Annotated in this window: 16 protein-coding genes; 8 read left to right on the top strand and 8 right to left on the bottom strand. The window is 71.5% G+C overall.

Annotation, left to right across the window (positions count from 1 at the left end; all coding sequences use genetic code 11):
- Positions 1-77: 77 nt before the first annotated feature.
- Positions 78-674 (bottom strand): GNAT family N-acetyltransferase, encoded by a 597-nt coding sequence (locus RY076_RS18430; RefSeq protein WP_323100626.1) that lies wholly within the window; start codon positions 672-674, stop codon positions 78-80.
- A gap of 26 nt (positions 675-700) precedes the next feature.
- Positions 701-1,846 carry a glycosyltransferase family 4 protein gene (locus tag RY076_RS18435; RefSeq protein WP_323100627.1) on the bottom strand — a complete coding sequence of 382 codons (1,146 nt, stop codon included), beginning with the start codon at positions 1,844-1,846 and terminating at the stop codon, positions 701-703.
- 9 nt (positions 1,847-1,855) lie between these two features.
- Here RY076_RS18435 and RY076_RS18440 point away from each other — a divergent pair, with 9 nt between their 5' ends.
- A complete protein-coding gene (locus RY076_RS18440; RefSeq protein WP_323100628.1) occupies positions 1,856-3,226 on the top strand; it encodes a DegT/DnrJ/EryC1/StrS family aminotransferase in 1,371 nt (456 codons plus the stop codon).
- Positions 3,226-3,843 carry a sugar transferase gene (locus tag RY076_RS18445; RefSeq protein WP_323100630.1) on the top strand — a complete coding sequence of 206 codons (618 nt, stop codon included), beginning with the start codon at positions 3,226-3,228 and terminating at the stop codon, positions 3,841-3,843. The genes RY076_RS18440 and RY076_RS18445 overlap by 1 nt, the downstream gene beginning before the upstream one ends.
- 48 nt (positions 3,844-3,891) lie before the next feature.
- On the opposite strand, the gene RY076_RS18450 is transcribed toward RY076_RS18445, so the two are convergent.
- Positions 3,892-5,706, bottom strand: coding sequence for a nucleoside-diphosphate sugar epimerase/dehydratase (locus RY076_RS18450; RefSeq protein ID WP_323100631.1), 1,815 nt, complete (start codon positions 5,704-5,706; stop codon positions 3,892-3,894).
- 334 nt (positions 5,707-6,040) lie between these two features.
- On the opposite strand from RY076_RS18450, the gene aqpZ reads away from it, so the two are divergent.
- The 6 genes from aqpZ (at position 6,041) to RY076_RS18480 (ending at position 11,876) form a co-directional block, all read left to right on the top strand.
- A complete protein-coding gene (gene aqpZ / locus RY076_RS18455) occupies positions 6,041-6,856 on the top strand; it encodes an aquaporin Z (RefSeq protein WP_323100633.1) in 816 nt (271 codons plus the stop codon).
- Positions 6,857-6,897: 41 nt separating this feature from the next.
- Entirely contained in the window at positions 6,898-8,733 is a 1,836-nt protein-coding gene (locus tag RY076_RS18460) for a hypothetical protein (RefSeq protein WP_323100634.1), read from the top strand.
- A gap of 34 nt (positions 8,734-8,767) precedes the next feature.
- Entirely contained in the window at positions 8,768-9,448 is a 681-nt protein-coding gene (locus RY076_RS18465; protein ID WP_323100636.1) for a SatD family protein, read from the top strand.
- Positions 9,445-10,230, top strand: coding sequence for a hypothetical protein (locus RY076_RS18470; RefSeq protein ID WP_323100638.1), 786 nt, complete (start codon positions 9,445-9,447; stop codon positions 10,228-10,230). Before RY076_RS18465 ends, RY076_RS18470 begins: the two co-directional genes overlap by 4 nt.
- Before the next feature lie 157 nt (positions 10,231-10,387).
- Complete coding sequence (locus tag RY076_RS18475; protein WP_323100640.1) at positions 10,388-10,741, top strand: hypothetical protein; 354 nt, start codon at positions 10,388-10,390, stop codon at positions 10,739-10,741.
- A gap of 145 nt (positions 10,742-10,886) precedes the next feature.
- A complete protein-coding gene (locus RY076_RS18480) occupies positions 10,887-11,876 on the top strand; it encodes a malate dehydrogenase (protein ID WP_323100642.1) in 990 nt (329 codons plus the stop codon).
- 242 nt (positions 11,877-12,118) lie between these two features.
- On the opposite strand, the gene RY076_RS18485 is transcribed toward RY076_RS18480, so the two are convergent.
- From RY076_RS18485 to RY076_RS18505, 5 genes are all read right to left on the bottom strand, one after another.
- Positions 12,119-12,439 (bottom strand): DUF3017 domain-containing protein, encoded by a 321-nt coding sequence (locus tag RY076_RS18485; RefSeq protein WP_323100644.1) that lies wholly within the window; start codon positions 12,437-12,439, stop codon positions 12,119-12,121.
- A 9-nt stretch (positions 12,440-12,448) separates the two neighbouring features.
- Positions 12,449-13,306 carry a bifunctional methylenetetrahydrofolate dehydrogenase/methenyltetrahydrofolate cyclohydrolase gene (locus RY076_RS18490; protein WP_323100645.1) on the bottom strand — a complete coding sequence of 286 codons (858 nt, stop codon included), beginning with the start codon at positions 13,304-13,306 and terminating at the stop codon, positions 12,449-12,451.
- Between the two features lie 77 nt (positions 13,307-13,383).
- On the bottom strand, positions 13,384-14,658 hold the full coding sequence (locus RY076_RS18495) for an NAD(P)/FAD-dependent oxidoreductase (RefSeq protein WP_323100646.1): 1,275 nt from the start codon (positions 14,656-14,658) through the stop codon (positions 13,384-13,386).
- A gap of 413 nt (positions 14,659-15,071) precedes the next feature.
- The gene (locus tag RY076_RS18500; protein ID WP_323100648.1) at positions 15,072-17,057 is read right to left on the bottom strand and encodes an ABC transporter ATP-binding protein; all 1,986 of its coding nucleotides are present in this window, start codon (positions 17,055-17,057) and stop codon (positions 15,072-15,074) included.
- Complete coding sequence (locus RY076_RS18505; RefSeq protein ID WP_323100649.1) at positions 17,054-19,042, bottom strand: ABC transporter ATP-binding protein; 1,989 nt, start codon at positions 19,040-19,042, stop codon at positions 17,054-17,056. The genes RY076_RS18500 and RY076_RS18505 overlap by 4 nt, the downstream gene beginning before the upstream one ends.
- Positions 19,043-19,134: the final 92 nt, after the last annotated feature.

The following is a 19,134-nucleotide window of genomic DNA, read 5'->3' on the forward strand; positions in this document are numbered from 1 at the left end:
CATCTCGACAATTCAGGCATTCCGCATGACCTGCGTGGGCGTTTCGCCCCCGCGCTCCGGCTGCCCACCGCTCACGGTCAGGCGAGGTCCTTGCCGTAGGCGTTCATCTGACGGCCCTCACGCGTGGTGAACTGCTGGGTCAGCGACCAGCCGCACCGGCGGTAGAAGGCATTGACCTTGTCGTTGCCCTGCCCGTCCGTGACGAGGCGAGCCTTGTCAGAGCCCAGGGACGCGGCGCGAGAGCACCACTCCTTCATCAGCGTGGACCCCACACCCAGGCCGGCAGCCTGGGGGGCCACGAAGATCGAGCTGAGCAACGCGGAGGAGCTGTCCGACCCCTCACCACCCCGGTAGGCGACCGCCCGGACGAGGCGTGGGGTCCGCGTGGGGTCGGCCAGCACTGCACGCGCACTCGCGACGGCGAATCCCACCAGCTGACGCTGGAGCAGGCGCTTGAAGAACCCGTCCGGCCTCGTGGTCCCCACCGCCGCACCGAGCAGCTGCCCGCGGTCGTCGACCGCCACCGCCGTAATCGCGGTGGGGTCGTCCAGGAACCCCTTGTAGAACTGCTTGAGGAACGGCTCTCCGAGCTGGGTGAGGAAGAAGTCGGGAAACGCCTCCCGGTGGACGCCGGCGGCGGGCGCCACGTCCTCCTCGCTCAGGTCGCGAATCATGACGGACGCGCTGGCCAGACTCCCAGTCACGAGGCTCTCCGATCTGAGGCACCGGTGCTCGCCGCGTCCGTCAGGAGCGCCTCGATGGCTGACACTCCCTGCTCCGCGGAGAACCGACGCTCGTAGTAGGCACGCGCCGCCTGTTTCATCGACGGCAGGTCCGTGCCGGGTTCCGCGAGGACACCCCGAAGGACGCCCGCGAGGGCGTTGACGTCCCCGAGCGGCACCGAGAACCCGGCTCCGGCCTCGTCGACGACACGCTCGACGTCGGCGCCGGCCGAGGCGATGATGGGCACGCCGGCGGCCAGCGTCGCCTGCGTCTTGCTCGGCATCGTGGCCGAGGAGACCGAGTGCTGCCGGAGGCCGATGTAGGCGAGGTCCGCGGTGGCCATGAGCCGGGTCATCTGACTGGGCTCGACCCGCCCGATGAACCGGACGTTGCTCTGCCCTCCGGCCCGCGAGCGAAGCGCGCCTTCCGAGATCCCCGACCCCGCGATGACGCAGACGAGGCGAGGGTCATCCACCTGCCCACATGCGTCGATGAGCGTCTCCAAGCCTTGGGCCTCCCCCAGCGCGCCGGCGTACAGCACGACCATGGCTGAGTCGGGGATGCCGAGTTCCGAGCGCATGGAGTCATCGGACGGGTGAAAGATGGCCTCGTCGGCCCACATGGGCACGTAGTGCAGGCGATGCTCGTCGACTCCGCGACGACGCAGGATGTCTCCGACGCTGGGAGCGATATAGGCGACCGACGTCGCCGCCCGATAGAGCGTCGAGCACCAGCCCTCGAGCAGCCTGCGACTGAGCCTGGCTCCGGCGCCGTCACCGGAGAAGCCACCAGCCAAGAGCGTGTCGGGCCAGAGGTCCAGGACGTGCACCACGGAGGGCACGCCGAACGCGTACCTGGCCAGCAGCTGGGTTCCCCCCACGGTCACGGGCGAGTAGTTGACCCACAAGGCGTCCAGGCCACGCAGCGCCGGCAGGCCGTTGACCATCGACGAGGCACCGAACGAGCCGTAGTTGGCGACACGCCTGAACGTCGAGCTGTCGTGGCTGGGATAGAGCGCGACGCGGTGCACGTCGACCCCGCCCTTCCGCTCCAGCAGGTGCCGCCGCAGCGTGTACCCGTCGGAGACCCGGCCCGTCGGGTAGTTCGGAAACCCGGTCAGCACACGGACCTCGTGACCTCGGTCGGCCAGCCCGCGGGCCAGCACCCCGGGCAGCGCGGCCGGCCCCGGCTCCGGGTCGTACCACTGGGTGAGGAGCCCGAACCGCATGCCCCGCTCCATCCGTCCGGTGCCGACGAGCGCGCCATCAGGGCACCCGTCCATTACGGGGCTTATCCTACATATTGCCAGTTATGCCGTAATCAAGTCGAAGAGGATGTCTTGGGCGCACACGAGCTGGATTTCCTGCCTTTTGCCCTCCCCGACATCGGCGAGGAGGAGATCGCCGCCGTCGTCGAGTCGATGCGGTCCGGCTGGCTGACCAGCGGGCCGAGCGCGGCAGCCTTCGAAGCCGAGTTCGCGGAGTTCGTGGGTGGTGGCGTCGAGGCTGTGGCCGTGAACTCCGCGACGGCCGGGCTCCACCTCGCGCTCGAGGCGGCCGGCGTCGGACCCGGCGACGAGGTGATCGTGCCCACGTGGACCTTCACCGCGACGGCCGAGGTCGTCCGGTACCTCGGCGCCGACCCGGTGATCGTCGACGTGGACGAGCAGACGCTCAACCTCGACCTCGAGGCCGCCAAGCGCTCTCTGACGCCACGAACCCGCGCGATCATGCCCGTCCACTTCGCGGGGCTCGGGGTCGATCCGCGTGCCCTGGCCCAGTTCGCGGACGCCCACGACCTGCGGGTGGTCGAGGACGCCGCCCACGCCCTTCCGTGCATCACGGGTGGTCAGATGGTCGGCGCCGGACAGTCCGAGGCCACGGTCTTCAGTTTCTACGCGACGAAGACCATCACGACAGGCGAGGGAGGCATGGTCGTCACCCGAGACCCCCAGCTGGCCGCACGCGTCCGCACGATGCGGCTGCACGGGATCAGTCGCAACGTCTTCGACCGCTACCGCAGCACCAAGCCCTCTTGGCACTACGAGGTCGTCGCCCCCGGCTACAAGTACAACCTGCCGGATCCGGCCGCCGCGATGGGACGCGTGCAGCTGCGCCGTGCCCAAGCCATGCGCGACCGACGAGCGGCGATCGCGCGACGGTACGACGAGGCGTTCTCGAACCTCGCACTGCGGCTGCCGGAACGCGCCGGCCCGGATGACCAGCACGCATGGCATCTCTACGTCGTACGCCTGAGCGACGCAGCGGGCGAACCCCGGGACCGCGTCATCGAACGGCTGGCCGAACTCGGGGTCGGCACCAGCGTGCACTTCATTCCCCTGCACGAGCACCCCTACTGGCGCGACACGTACGACCTGGACCCGAACGACTACCCCGTCGCCGCACGGGCCTTCCAGCGCTCGTTGAGCCTGCCGCTCTTCTCCTCGATGACGGACCGGGACATCGACCGCGTCATCGGCGCCGTTCGGCAGGTGCTGTCCTGATGCGGGGCCCGCTGCTGAGGTCACGGCGAGCGAAGCGGACTCTCGACGTCCTCGTCGCCGGGACCGGCCTGCTCGCGCTCTCCCCGGTGCTGGCGGTGCTCGCCGCCGCGGTCCGGATCGAGTCGCACGGGCCGGCCATGTTCCGACAGGAGCGCGTTGGCCTCAACGGCCAGACCTTCCGCATCCACAAATTCCGCACCATGCAGGTCAAGCACGACGGTCGCTTGGTGAGCAGCACGGGGGACGCCCGTGTGACCCGTGTCGGACGGATCCTTCGCAAAGCCAAGCTCGACGAGCTCCCCCAGCTCATCGACGTGCTCCGGGGCCACATGAGCCTCGTCGGCCCGCGCCCGGAGGTGCCGTTGTACGTGGCCCAGTGGCCCGACGACCGGCGACGCATCATCCTGTCGGTGCGTCCGGGAATCACGGACCCGGCCAGCATCGAGTTCCGCAACGAGGCCGACGAGCTCGCGCTGGCCGAGGACCCCGAGGTGTATTACGTCCGCGAGCTGCTACCGCGCAAGACCGCGGCGTACGTCGACTATGTGCACAGCCAGTCGCTGCGCAAGGACCTGTCCGTGCTCGCCCAGACGGTCCGCGCGGTCATCAGTGGCTGAGGATCCTCGCAGGCCGGACCACCGCCGGGTCGGGCGGGGCCTGCGCCCTCAGCCGCTACGCGCCACGGCGACCGAGCCGGACGACTCGGCACGCATCCACTCCCTGCCCTCGGCGCCGCCGGCGAACTGAGCCTCGAGCACGTGGACCACTTGGATCGGCGGCACGTCGACGCTGTTGACCAACCGGTGGCCGGTGCTGTGACGGTCCTCGGTCGGGGAGAACAGCTCCTCGCCGAGCTTCTCGCCCGGACGCAGGCCCGTGAACACGACCTCGATGTCGCGGCGCCCGCTCATCCGGATGAGAGTCTCGGCGACCTCGAGGATCTTCACCTGCTCGCCCATCTCGAGCACCATGACCTCGCCGTCGTTGCCGATCGAGGCGGCCTCGAGGACGAGCTGGCAGGCCTCCGGGATGAGCATGAAGTACCGCTCGACCTCTGGGTGGGTCACCGTGACCGGGCCCCCCATGTCGATCTGCGCCGTGAAGGCGTGCACCACCGAGCCCCGCGAGCCGAGCACGTTGCCGAAACGCACGGACACGTAGCGCCCGTCTGCCCGCCGGGCGAAGTCGGCGGTGAGGCGCTCGGCGATGCGCTTGCTGTAGCCGAGAACGCACGTGGGGTTGGCGGCCTTGTCTGTGGAGATGTTGATGAACGTGGAGACCCCGATGCGCTCGGCAGCCTCGAGGACGTTGAGCGTGCCGACGACGTTGCTCTTCCAGGCCTCGAGCGGGTGGGCCTCGAGTAGCGGCAGGTGCTTGAGGGCGGCGGCGTGGAAGACGACCTCGGGGCGAGCCCGGTCGAAGGCCTCGGCGAGGGCGACGGTGTCGCGGATGTCGGCGAGCACGAGGTCGTCCGAGTCGAGCAGTCCGTGCCCGGACAGGCTCATCTGCGTGGCCTGCAGACCGGACTCGTCGCGGTCGAGCATGTAGAGGCGGGCCGGACCGAACTTGGCGATCTGGCGGCAGAGCTCGGAGCCGATCGACCCGCCGGCGCCCGTGACGAGGATCCGGCGGCCGGAGATCTGCTCGGCGATGGCCGTGGTGTCGAGCTCGACGGGCCGCCGTCCGAGCAGGTCGGCGACGTCGAGGTCGCGCAGGTCGTGGGAGGTGGGACGCCCGCCGATGATGTCCTTGAGCGGGGGCAGGCTGACGACCTCGAGCCCGGCGTCGGCGGCCCGAAGGGCGAGGTCGCGCAGCGTCGAGGCCTCGGCGTTCGGCAAGGCCACGACCAAGGTGTCGGCGTCGAAGCGCTCGGCGACCTCGGCGAGGTCGGATCGGGTACCGCGCACCCGCACGCCCTCGAGCCGGAGCCGGTGCTTGCTCTTGTCGTCGTCGAGCAGGGCGACGGGGACGAAGCCGCTCGCGTCGTCGTACTTCATGCTGCGGACGAGGCGGCGGCCGGCCTCACCGGCGCCGAAGACGATGGCCTTGCGCTCGGCAGCCGACTGCGCGGCTCGGTGGGAGCGCACGGTGCGCACCACGAAGCGCAGCGCGAACATGGCGGCGAGCGCGAGCGCGGCCGCGGTGAGCGGCACACCACGCGGCACCACAGGCGGCGAGACGAGCATGCCGGTGAGGAAGAGCAGGGCCCCCACGACGGCCGTGGTGGTCGTCAGCTCGACGACCTCTTCGAAGGAGCCGAGGACGTGGCTGATCGAGTAGGGGCCGACGACGTAGCCGAGCAGGAGCTGGCCCACCATCGCGGCGAGCGCGAACCAGGCCGCGCCGTGCACGAACTCGTTGTCGAAGCGGAAGTCGAGACGGATCCACAACGCCGCGAAGATCATGACGACCCAGAGGACGGCGTCGACCCCTGCCCAGCCGAGACGAACCCAGCGGGCCCTTCGAGTCTTCGCCGTCACCGTGTCATCACCCTGTGTACCCCTGGTTCCCTGCCGACCCCGAATGCGCCGCAGACCCGGGTTCTCGAGCCACCCCTCGACCGGCCGTGGAGACAGAAAGTACAAAAGGGGTAATCAGCGCGAGATCATGCTACCTGCGCGAACGCCGCTAACCCGGCATTTGATTGCCTACTTCACTATCTGGACATCCTTCAAACCGCAACTCGAAACCAAGACGCGGGCAGACCACCAGGCGGGTTGGCGAGGTCCCCCGCCGAACAGCACCTCGCCACTACGCTGCGACGCACCGGCATCCGCCCGGGGTCTTCACGTCGACGTCCGCTGGAGGAGCACGATGTACACCCCCAAGATGAGCTCGCGCCTCGCCGTCGAGGCCCTCGGAACCTTCTGGCTCGTGTTCATCGGCTGCGGGTCGGCGATCTTCAACGGCAAGTTCGTGCGCCAGGACCTCAGCGACTCCGCCCCGGTCCAGCTCGGCATCGGCCACCTGGGCATCGCCCTCGCGTTCGGCCTCGCGGTCACGACGATGGCCTACGCGGTCGGCCACGTGTCGGGGGCGCACTTCAACCCGGCGGTGACCATCGGCATCGCGATCGCCCGGCGGTTCGAGTGGCGCGAGGTCCCGCTCTACCTCGTCGCCCAGCTCGTCGGCGGCCTGCTCGCCGGCGCCGCCCTGACGGGCCTGTGGACCTCGCAGGGCCTGCCGGCCACCGGGAATCTCGCGGCCAACGGCTACGGGGCCCACTCCCCCGGCGGTTTCGGGCTCGGCGCGGTCCTCGTCGTCGAGGCCCTCGTCACCGCGTTCTTCGTCTACATCATCCTCGGGGCGACCAAGGACGACGCCCCGAAGGGCTTCGCGCCGCTCGCCATCGGGCTCGGCCTCGTCCTGGCCCACCTCGTGGCGATCCCCGTGAGCAACGCCTCGATCAACCCGGCACGCTCCACGGCGGTCGCTTTCTTCAACGGCAACGACGCCCCGGCCCAGCTCTGGGCGTTCTGGGTCGCGCCCATCGTCGGCGGCCTCATCGCCGGCGCGACGTTCGCCTGGATCACCGGTGAGGACAAGGCGGACCTCGACATCGCCGGCTCGACCGACGACGCCGACAACGCGGCCCGCGACGCCGAGGGGCACCCGGTGCTCGACCGTTGACAAGGCCGGATGCCGCACCGTCGTCAGGGGCCCCGGGGTCCATGGCCGTGTCGCTGGGTGTGACGATCGGCGCGCTCCTCGCCATGGGCATGGCCGCATGGTTGGCCACCCATGGACTCGATCTCACGGACGAGGGCCTGTACCTCAACGCCATCAGCCATCCTGCGGATGACCGTTCGACCCTGCTGCTGTTCGGCTTCGTCTATCACCCGCTGTACGTGATGGCGGGCGGTGACGTGGTGGTCATGCGATGGATCGGCATGGGCCTGTCGGTTCTGGCGATGGCCGCGCTCTCCTGGGTGGCAATGGGCACGAAGGCCCTTGTCGGCCACCGTCCACTCCGCCTACCTCTGCGGGTGGCAGTGAGCGCAGGAGTCGGAGCGACGGCCTTGGCCACCGTGGCACAGATGCCCATGTCGCCGGGGTACAACTCCCTGACGCTGCAGGGACTCGCGGCAGCAACGGCTGGCCTCGTGCTCGCCGTGACGCGGCACGGGATACAGCGCAAGACCGGAGCGGTCCTCGTGGGTCTCGGCGGCTGGCTCACGTTCATGGGCAAGCCGACGACCGCCGCCGCTCTCGCTGCCATCGTCATCGTCACCTTTCTCGCGCTCCCGGGGCGCTGGCGGAGCTCGATGTGGATGGCTCCGGTGGCAGCGGCCGCTGCCGGCGGCCTTTCGCTCGCAGTGTTCTCCTCCGGGCCGGGCGACCTCGTGACAGTGCTGTCCAACGGCGTCGCCACCTCCCAGGCGTTGGGAGGCCACGACAGTCTCATCAGACGCGACCCGTTCCTCGGCCAGCCGACGACTCTGGCCTTGCTGGTCTTGGCTGGTGCCCTCGCTGTCGGGGCTGCCCTCGTGGCTGCCCGGCTGGACCAGAGGAAGGGCACGCACCTGAGGGGAACGCGCGCAGCTGCCCTGGTTCTCCTTCTCGTCCTGCTCGGCGTACTCGGCGTTTGCGCCCGCGCGATCGTGTGGCGTTGGGGACAGGCCCCGGTCACCATGGCGCTGGCGGCCAGTGACGCCGCGGCCAATCTGCTGCTCGGCTCGGGGGTGGCGATAACCGCAGTTGCAGGCGCACTGGCATGGGCCGCCACAAGGCAACCGCGCCGCCGCGCGGGCTTTCTGGCGCACATCGATGGATCTCGCCGCACCCACCTGACGTTGGTGGGCGCGCTGCTGTGCATGCCCCTGGCCCAGGCCTTCGGGACCAATGTGAACCTGTGGGCGGCGCAAGGGCGAGCCGTCTCTTTTTGGCTCTTGGCCCTCAGCCTGCTTTTGGTACGACACGTCTCCGCCCCTCACACGCGACTTCTCTGGATGACGCCGAGCCTGGTCGCGGTCACCCTCCTCATCGCCACCTTGGCTGCGTCGGCGGCAGCCCCCTACCGCTACGCCCCCGCCGCCTCCGCCACGGTCGAGACCCGGGTAGCAGGGGGCTCCATCCGACTGACGAGTGCGGACCACCAGGCCGCTGCCGACCTCACGACGCTCGCCCGACGCCTCGGCTTCGACGAACGCACCCGAGTCCTCGATCTCACAGGAGACTCGCCGGGTTCGATCTTCGTTCTCGGTGCCCGAGCCGTCGGGCAGGGATGGATCATCGGCGGCTACCGCGGGAGTGAGTCGGCAGCACGGCTCGCGATCGACAACGACCGGTGCAACGTGCAGGGCGCCTACCTCCTGGTGTCGCCCTCAGCTCCCAGGGCCATCCCCACGCGCGTCCTGACGGAAGTCGGACGTGCCCTGGACCGCGACTATGACGCGGTGGGGGTGTTCTCTCGCGCGCGCCCGTCCGTCGGTGCTGCTCCGCGTGTGGAGGCCGTGACGGTCTACCGACCTCGAGCCACGGCTCCTCGATTGCCGTGCAGCAAATGACTTCACTCGGCGCGAAAGAAGATATCATCTTCATATGACTCAGATGAAGGTTAAACCTTCACCCGTCGTGCTCATCGGGGATGTCGTCGACTCGCGGCTCCACCCCGACCGCCAGCAGCTGCACGACGCGCTTGAGGCGGCGATCGGCGAGGCCAACGCCTCCTCGACGCCGCTCGACCCGCTCGTCATCACGCTCGGCGACGAGTTCCAGGGCGTGTTCGCCACCGTCGGCGACGCGCTCACCGCCAGCTTCCGCGTCCGGGCCCACCTGCACCCCCTCGCCGACGTCCGCTTCGGCGTCGGCCGCGGCGAGGTCTCGACGCTCGACCCGGTGCGCGGCGTCCACGACGGTCCCGGCTACTGGGCGGCCCGCGACGCCATCGTCGAGATCGAGGAGCGCGCCACCCAGCCACGCTCGCGAACAGCGCGCACCGGCTACTCCCCCGGCGCGTCCGATGCCGGCGAGGCCGGCGAAAACAAGGACGCGCTCGACACGGTGACGGCCCTGCGCGTCGCGCTCGACTGTCTGGACTTCATGGTTGGGTCGATGTCGACGACCACGCGCGACATCCTCGGAGGACTCATGGACGGCCAGAGCCAGCGCGACGTCGCGACGCGGCTCGACATCAGCGCGTCCGCGGTGTCGCAGCGGGTGCGGCGCGACGGCGTCGGGGTCGCCCTCGACGCCATGGCTGCCCTCGGGCGGCTGTCGTGACGTGGCTGTCGGTCGTCCTCGTCGGGCTCGGGGTCGCCGACCTCGTCCGCTCCTCGTCCTGGCGCCGGTCGCGGCTCGTCGCCCACGTGGCCGCGCCGGTGGTGATCGCCGCCCTCGCGTGGGTCGCCGGCCTGACGTCGTGGCCCGACGTCCTCGCCCTCGCCCTCGCGGCCGTCGTCTCCGCGGTCTGGATGGAGCTGTCCCGCCACGCACAGCGCACCGGGCGCCGGGCGCTCGAGGCGCTGGCCGCCTTCGCCGTGGTCGTGGTCGGCCTGATCCTCTTCTCCGGCGCCGCCAGCACGCCCGGCGGGGCCCTCGCGACCTGGCTGCATTGGGCCGACCTCCCCGGCGGCGCGTCGCACTCGCCCGCCCGCGTCCTGCTCATCGCCGGTCTCGTCGCCTTCAACGTCGCCACGGCCAACGTCATCGTGCGCCTGATCCTGCTCACGATCGGGGCCCTGCGACCCGACCAGGTCGCCGCTCCCCCCGTCCCCGACCCCGCGGACCGTCTCAAGGGCGGCCGGCTCCTGGGGCCCATGGAGCGCCTCGTCATCCTCGGCCTCGGCCTCGCGGGCGAGCTCGGTGCGGCCGGCTTCGTCATCGCCGCGAAGGGGCTGCTCCGCTTTCCCGAGGTGCAGGCGGCAGCCCGCGGCGGGTCCCGTACCGGGCCCGGCAGCTACAGCGGAGGCCCCGCCGGCATCGACGACGTCACCGAGTACTTCCTCGTCGGCAGCTTCGTCAGCTGGATCCTCGCCCTGACCACCCTGGCCCTCGGCCACTGACGCCGCCCCACCGCTCCACGGCGGCGCGGGACCGATCCACATCCGGTGTACCGTCGAGGTACTGGTTCCACCTCGGGGCCGCACCGAAAGCGGGTCGCATGACCGACAGCCCATTGTCAGCATCGACGACCTCGGTGACCACGTCAGCCGCGCAACGGTGAGCAGCCACGAGCCGACCGGCCTCGCCCCCGGAGAGCGGGCCTCGAGGCTCGGGCACTACGACATCATCGTCGAGGACTCCGCCGTCGGCGCCCAGTGGTTCGCCTCCTGCATCTGCGGGTGGGTCTCCCAGCTGCGGCCCTTGCACGAAAACGCCATCGAAGACGCGATCACGCACCTGCGAGCCGCGCTGCGCGAGTGGGATCGGACGGATCGACCCGTGCCCACCGAGCGGCCCGAGCTCGCGCGGCCCGAGCTGCGGATGGCGGCCCGGTACCCGCACTACGGCGCGAAGCGGTCCAAGCCGCCGACCCCGGTGTCGCGCTACCGGCGCCCGCCCGCCGCGTCCTGACCCGGACGCGGGGACCGCAGGCGCACGAACACGCCCTGGCCGCGGCCGGGTGACCAAGGCCGCACCCGGGCGGCGCCGGGCGGGCCCACGCACGCTGGTAGCGTCGGAGCGTCCACGCGCCAGACCGATGTGAAGGGCCATCCCCGTGAGCACTACCCCCGTCAAGGTCGCCGTCACCGGCGCCGCCGGCCAGATCGGCTACAGCCTGCTGTTCCGCATCGCCAGCGGTGCGCTGCTCGGGCCCGACACCCCCGTGGAGCTGCGACTCCTCGAGATCACCCCGGCGCTCAAGGCGCTCGAGGGCGTCGTCATGGAGCTCGACGACTGCGCCTTCCCGACGCTCGCCGGCGTCCAGATCGGCGACGACGCCACGAAGGTCTTCGACGGCGTCAACCACGCCCTCCTCGTCGGTGCCCGCCCGCGCGGCCCGGGCATGGAGCGCGGCGACCTGCTCGAGGCCAACGGCGGCATCTTCGCCCCGCAGGGCAAGGCCCTCAACGAGGTCGCGGCCGACGACATCCGCGTCACCGTCACCGGCAACCCGGCAAACACCAACGCGCTCATCGCCATGAGCAACGCCCCCGACATCCCCACCGAGCGCTTCTCGGCCCTGACGCGTCTGGACCACAACCGCGCGATCAGCCAGCTCGCCGCCAAGCTCGGCGTGCCGGTTACCGAGATCAGGAAGATGACGATCTGGGGCAACCACTCGGCCACGCAGTACCCCGATCTCTTCCACGCCGAGGTCTCGGGCAAGAACGCCGCCGAGACCGTCGGCGACCAGGACTGGCTCGCCGGCACCTTCATCCCCACCGTCGCCAAGCGTGGCGCGGCCATCATCGAGGCGCGCGGCGCCTCGTCGGCCGCCTCCGCCGCGTCGGCCACGATCGACCACGCCCGCACGTGGGTCGAGGGCACGGCCGACGGCGACTGGGTGTCCATGGCCGTCCGGTCCGACGGTTCGTACGGCGTGCAGGAGGGGCTCATCTCCTCCTTCCCCGTCACGGTCAAGGACGGCGCCTGGAGCATCGTGCAGGGCCTCGACATCGACGAGTTCTCCCGCGGCAAGATCGACGCCTCGGTGGCCGAGCTCGCCGAGGAGCGCGACGCCGTCAAGGGTCTGGGCCTCATCTGAGGCGACTCCCACAGCACATCCGGCGGGCGTCAGTCACCACTGGTGGCCGGCGCCCGTTCGCATTCCCTTCACCGACAAGGCAACACGTCGACTCCCTTCCCGCACATCGAGTGAGCACCCGGCCACACGCGTCACACAGTCGGGCTGTGAAGCATGTGACTCAGTACTCACTCGATGGGGAGGGGAGGGACGCGCCGAGCCGGACGCCTCGGAGGCGGCATCGTTGTCTGACGACGCTCGCGTCAGCGGGAGGTGCGGTCGACCGTCGTGCGGCTCGGGCCGTCGGACGCGACGTTGACCGTGGCCGAGGCGATGAGCACGCCGATGCCGAGGACGAGCAGGATGACGACGTCGAGGGCGCGCGAGCGCACGTTGAGGCCGCCCGCCTTGCGCGCCGGCCGGGCGATGAGGCGGATGACGGCACCGATGCCGAACGCCGCCGCCATGACGCGACCGCCCCACCGGACGTCGTAGAAGCCCATCATCAGCACGCCGATCGCCGCGAGGCCCGCGACGAGGTACCACCAGCTGAGGACGACGAACCCGCTACCCCGCCACTGCATCGACGCTGCTCAGGCGCCGGCGCCGGCGACCGACGCCTCGGCGGCCGCGACGATGTTCGTCAGCAGCAGTGCACGGGTCATCGGGCCGACGCCGCCGGGGTTGGGGCTGACCCAGCCGGCGACCTCGGAGACCTCGGGCGCCACGTCACCGGCAACCTTGCCGTCGACGCGGCTGACGCCGACGTCGAGCACCGCCGCACCGGGCTTGACCATCTCAGCCGTGATGATGCCGGGCACGCCGGCCGCGGCGATGACGATGTCGGCCTGGCGCACCTCGGCGGCGAGGTCCTTGGTGCCGGTGTGGCACAGGGTCACCGTGGCGTTCTCGCTCTTGCGGGTCAGGATGAGGCCGAGGGGGCGGCCGACCGTCAGGCCGCGCCCGACGACGACGACCTTCGCGCCGGCGATCTGCACGTCGTGGCGGCGCAGCAGCTCGATGCAGCCCATCGGGGTGCACGGGAGCGGCGCCTTCTTGCCGAGGACGAGCCAGCCGAGGTTCGTCGGGTGCAGGCCGTCGACGTCCTTGCGGGGGTCGACGCGCGAGAGCAGCGCCATCTCGTCGAGGCCGGTGGGCTGCTGGACGAGGAAGCCGGTGCAGGCGGGGTCGGCGTTGAGCTCGTCGATGACGGCCTCGACCTCGGCCTGGGTGGCCGTGGCCGGCAAATCGCGGCGCAGGCTCGTGATGCCGATCTCGGCGCAGTCCTTGTGCTTGGCGTTGACGTACCAGTGGCTGCCGGGGTCATCGCCGACGAGGACCGTGCCGAGACCGGGGACGACCCCCTGCTCGGCGAGCCGCGCCACCCGCTCGGCCAGCTCGGCCTTGATCGTCTTGAGGGTCGCCTTGCCGTCGAGGATGCGTGCCGTCACGGGTGACATCCTGCCACGGCCCGTGGTTCGGGCCACGGCCGCTCCTGCGGCGCCGTGGCTCCACCCAGGGGCCTCGCTCAGCCGGCGAGGTCCTCGAGCGGGACGTCGGGGTCGGCGAGCCGGTCGCGGTCGACGACGGTGCGCTCGCGCACGAGCTTCTGGACGGCGTCGATGGTGTCCCAGACGTTGGCGTGCATGCCGGCGAGGACCCGCACGCCCTCCCCCTCGGGCACGACCCAGAACGCCATGAACTCGTTGGTGTCAGGCTTGCCGCGCAGGAGGACATCGGCGCCCGAGTCGCGCGGCACGTACCCGGCGTACTCGAGCCCGACGTCGTACTGGTCGGAGAAGAAGAACGGCACCGGGTCGTAGGTCTGCTCGCCGGTGGCCATCGAGCGGCCGGCCGCGAGCCCGCCGTCGTTGGCGTTGGCCCAGTGCTCGACGCGGACGTTGCGGTCGAGTGTCGTGCTGTGCCAGTTCGCGACGTCGCCCGCGGCCCAGACGCCGTCGGCCGAGGTACGCAGGGCGGCGTCGGTGACGATGCCGTTGTCGACGTCGATGCCGGCGCCCTCGGCCAGCCCGGTGTTGGGGGTGATGCCGACGCCGACGACGACGGCGTCGGCGGGGATCCGGTCGCCGGTGCTCGTGACGACGGCCTCGACGCGGCCGTCACCCTCGAGGCGGTCGACGCCCTCGCCGAAGCGGAACTCGACGCCGTGGCCGCGGTGCAGGTCGGCGAACCAGCCGCCGATGGTGTCGCCCATGACGGCGTTGAGCGGGGTCGGCTGCGGCTCGACGACGGTGACCGACGCGCCCGCCTCGGCCGCGGCGGAGGCGACCTCGAGCCCGATCCAGCCGGCCCCGACGATGACGATGCGGGCGCCCTTCGTCAGCTGCTCCTTGAGGGCCTCGGACTCCTGCATCTCCCGCAGGTAGAGCACGCCGTCGAGGTCGGCGCCGGGCACCGTGAGCGCGCGGGCCGAGGAGCCGGTGGCGAGCAGGAGCTTGTCGTAGCCGACGACGGTGCCGTCACGGAGCGTGACGGTGTGGGCCTCGGTGTCGAGCGAGGTGGCCGGGGTGGCGAGTCGCAGGTCGACGCGCTGGTCGGCGTACCAGGCCTCGTCGTGTGGGAAGACCGACGCCGGTTCGTCCTCGCCCTTGAGCACGCCCTTGGACAGCGGTGGCCGCTCGTAGGGCAGGCGGTCCTCCTCGGTGACGAGGACGATCGAGCCCTTCTCGTCGCCTTCGCGGATCCCCTCGACGGCCTTGGCGGCGGCCAGGCCCCCGCCGACGATGACGTAGGTGGCGTGCTCGCCCTGCGGTGTCCTCGCGTCGCTCATGTCCTCGCTCATGCCTGCCCCATACCCTCGCCGCGGCCCGTACGGCCGCCCTCGCCCATGGCACTCATGGGGCCACCCAAACACGACGCGCCCACGGCGTCGAGACCCCGGAGCGGGGGCCGTCGGGGGCTGGGTCACGGATCCGAAGCAATTTCCCGCAACTCACGCAGAAATGGGAACTTTCCTGCCTAAGGTGTGCGCACCACCCAGGAGGGGGTCGCCGTCCCCCGCGACCGAAGCCGGCACTGACAGCCGCCGGCGGCCGCGTCGCGACTCCCCCGCCGGTTGCGACGGTCGGCCACCGCCCTCCTCGCGACCACCAACCCGGACCGTGGCAGGCAGGGGAAGCCACGGCACGGCACGAGGGCCCGCCCCACCTCCCAGGGGCGGGCCCTACTGTGCGACAGGCAGTTTCGCCGGGCCCGTCAGGAGGTCCAGGCCCGCCAGAGGGCCGCGTACTCGCCGTCGAGCGCGACGAGCTCCTCATGACTGCCGAGCTCGACGACCCGGCCGTCGATGACGACGGCGATGCGGTCGGCGTCGTGGGCCGTGTGCAGCCGGTGCGCGATGGCCACCACCGTGCGGCCGGTCAGCAGGGCGTTCATCGACCCCTCGAGGTGGCGGGCGGTGCGCGGGTCGATGAGCGAGGTGGCCTCGTCGAGGACGATGGTGTGCGGGTCGGCGAGGATGAGGCGCGCGAGCGCGACCTGCTGCGCCTGGCCCGGCGTCAGCGCCTGGTGACCCGACCCCAGCTTGGTGTCGAGCCCCTCCGGCAGACGCTCGACCCAGTCGAGGGCGTCGACCGCGCGCAGGGCCTCACGGACGGCGTCGTCGCCAGCACCCTCGCGGGCCAGCACGACGTTGTCGCGCACCGAGCCGATGAAGACGTGGTGCTCCTGGGTGACGAGCGCGACCTCGGTGCGCAGGACGTCGAGGGGCAGCTCGACGAGCTCGACGCCACCGACGGTGACCGAGCCGGTGCGCGGGCCGTGGATGCCCGACAGCAGCCGCCCCAGCGTCGACTTGCCCGAGCCGCTCGGCCCGACGATGGCGAGCCTCTCACCGGTGGCCATCGTGAGGTCGATGCCGTGCAGCACGTCGTGGTCGGCGCGGTAGGCGTAGCGCAGGTCGCGGCCCTCGAGGTCGGGGCCGTCCGGACGGGCCTCCCCCGGCGTGCGGTCGGGCGGCACGGTGGAGATGCCGAGCAGACGCGTCGTGGAGGCGATGCCGACCTGCACGCGGTCGACGGTGTGCACGAGCATGTCGAACGGGCCCCACAGCGCCTCGGCGTAGAGGATCGCCGTGGTGATCTGCCCGAGCGTGGCCCAGCCCTGCGCGTACCCAATGGCACCGAGGAGCAGCACGAGCACGCGCGGCAGGCTGAAGGTGACGTCCATGACGGCGAAGAGCAGGTTGCGCAGCGTCATCGTGTAGCGCTCGGCCTGGCCCGACACCTCGATGTCGTCGTCGCCGCGACGCAGCCGGTGTCGCGCGACGCCGAGCGCCTCGACGGTGCGCGCGCCCTCGACGGTCTCGGTGAGCGTCGTGTTGATGCGCGAGTACGTGCCGCCCTCGGTGAGGTAGCCCTTCGGCGCCCGGCGCAGGTAGCGGCGCACCTGGATCATCGCGAGCAGCATGAGCACGATCGAGGGCAGCGAGAGCCACAGCGAGTTCGTCGTCATCGCGACGAGGGTCAGCACGACCGTGATGCTCGCGAAGATCGACTGCGGCAGCGCCCACCGCACGCTCTCGCTCATCGTGCCGACGTCGCGGGTGACGCGCGTGACGAGGTCGCCGGTGCTCGCGCTCTCGACGCGCGAGAGCGGCAGGCGCAGGATGGCGCGGACGACGTACTCGCGCGCCGTGGCGAGGACGCCCTGGCCGAGGTAGGTGGCCGACAGCTGGGCGGCGAAGGTGAACAGCCCCTGCACGACGACGAGCCCGGCGACGACGAGCGCCGACGAGGTGGCACCGGCCATCGCGGCGTCGACGCGCCCGGCCTCGACGTCGGCGACCGTGGAGTCGACGAGCTGGCCGAGCAGGCGCGGCACGAGCAGGCCGGCGCCCGCGGCGAGCGCGTTGGCGACGATGACGAACGTGACCAGGGCCTTCTCGTTCGACAGCAGGCCACCGATGAAGCTCACGACGTCGCGGTTGGAGGCGATCGGCAGACCGGTGCGGGCGTTCATCGTGTCGGCGACGAACTCCCGGGCCCGCCGCTCGCGGAGCAGGTGCCGACGCCGCAGCGCCGCGAGCCGCTCCCCCACCGATGCCGACAATGGCGGGCGCAGCTCCTCGGGCACGGCCGGCGCCTTGTGCGCGGCGCCCCAGGTGCGCGCGGACTCGGTCGCGAGGTACTCGGGCAGCAGGTCGCTGAGCACTGCAGTGGACGGCGTCGTGGTGGCGTTCATCGCACCTCCTCCGGGTCGGTCGCGGTCAGGTCGGCGGGCAGCAGGACGCTGCGGGCCGGGTCGGTCAGGGCGGGGTCGGGGCCGACGGCATCGCTCCCCGGTGCGTCGTCGCGGGCGAGGACGGAGTGGTCGGCCTCGCCGCGCGCGACGACCGAGCGGTACGCGTCGGAGCGGGCGAGCAGGTCGACGTGGCGGCCGCGTTCGGTGGCTCGGCCGTCCTCGAGCAGGACGATGTCGTCGGCGTGGTGCAGCAGCAGCGGCGAGGCGGTCATGACGATCGTCGTGCGGCCGGAGCGGTGGGCGCCGAGCCGTTCGGCGATGCGTGCCTCGGTGTGGGCGTCGACGGCCGAGGTGGGCTCGACGAGGACGAGCACCTCCGGGTCGGCCGCGAGGGCGCGCATGAGGACGAGCCGCTGGCGCTGACCGCCCGAGAGGCCACGCCCGCGCTCCTCGAGCTCGCCCTGCCAGCCGCCCGGCAGCGCGTCGAAGACGTCCTCGGCGGACGCCGTGTGCAGGGCGCGCTCGGCGTCCTCGCGGCTGAGTCGGCCGAGGGGGTCGACGGCGCTGCGCAGCGTTCCGGCGAAGACCTGCGGCGCGGTGTCGCTGACGAGGATGGCGTCGCGGACGTCGTCGAGCTCGACGCTCGAGAGGTCGACGCCGCCGACGGTGACGCCCCAGGGGCGCCGCGCCTGCTCCTCGTCGCGCTTCGCCTGGGCCTCACGGGCTTTCGCGCGCACGGACCGCTCGCGCCTCGCGGCCCGGCCCTTGAGCTCCTCGGGGATCTCGTCACTGACGAGCGCGCCCTCGTCGCGGGGCAGGTACCGGCCGATGCGGTCGGCGAGCGCCGCGGAGTCGTCGGGCACGGCGCAGACGACCATGGTGAGCCGGCCCGGCTCGAACGAGGCACCGGAGCGGTCGTCGACGATCGTCGCCTCGTGCGGCAGGGCCTGCGGCTCGTCGGGGTGGACCCACGGCGGGCGCTGGCCGAGCACGGCCACCGCCTTGCGCGCCGACACGACCGAGCGGGTCCACTTCTGGGCGAACTCGACGAAGGTGCGCATCGGCTGGATGAGGAACAGGCCGTAGCCGAGGAAGCTGACGAGCTGGCCGACGGTGAGCCGGCCCTGGGCGACCTCGCGCGTGCCGACCCACATGAGGGCCACGACGAAACCGCCGGACAGCAGCACGCCGACCGACTCGACGGCCGCGAGCCAGCGACCCGCGGCGACGCCCGAGTGGCGCACCCGCTGCGACTGGGCCGCATAGTTGCCACCGAAGGTGTCCTCGCCGCCGATGCCGCGCAGGATGCGCAGGCCGGCGACGATGTCGGTGGACATCGAGGTCAGCTCGGAGTTGCGTGAGCGCTCGACGCCCTGCCAGCGCTGCATCGGGCGCAGCAGCGGTGAGCCGAGCACGACGAGCAGCGGGGCGGACACGAGGACGAGCACGCCCATGCGCACGGAGGTGTTGAGGACGATGCCGGCCACGACGAGGTAGGCGGCCAGCTGCGAGAAGGCGCGCGTCGTGATCTCCATGAGCGCGCCGAACTGGTCGCCGTCGCTGCCCGACACCGAGAGCACCTCGCCCGTCGGCGTGCGGCGGGTCAGCACGTGGCCGAGCTGGAGGGCCTTGCGCGTGACGAGCTTGGTCGTGCCGTAGAGCGCGATGAGCCACTCCCGCACGATGAACGTGTGGAAGACGATGCCGCTGCTCGCGCCGACGAGGGTGACCGCCGCGAGCGCGAGCACCCACCCGAGCGTCGTGCTGCTGTCGCCGGCGACGATGCCGGTGTCGATGGCGCGGCCGACCATCCACGGGCCGACGGTCTGCGGGACCATCCACACGAGGGCGGCGGCCAGGCCGGCGACGAAGAGCACGCCGTTCTGCCGCACCATCCACCAGAGGAAGCGGCGCGGGTTGCGGGTGTCGGGCTCGGGGGCCCCGCGCTCGGTGTAGGCGCGGGTCGGGGGCGGGAAGTCTCGCATGGCCCGTCCACCCTAGGCCGGACGACCGACACCGCCCCACCGGTTTTTCGGTGTCCCGGTGGGTCGGTGTCGAAGGCCTCCGTCGGCGGCCG

It is taken from the genome of Intrasporangium zincisolvens (genome assembly GCF_034724055.1).
Classification (GTDB): Bacteria; Actinomycetota; Actinomycetes; order Actinomycetales; family Dermatophilaceae; genus Monashia; species Monashia zincisolvens.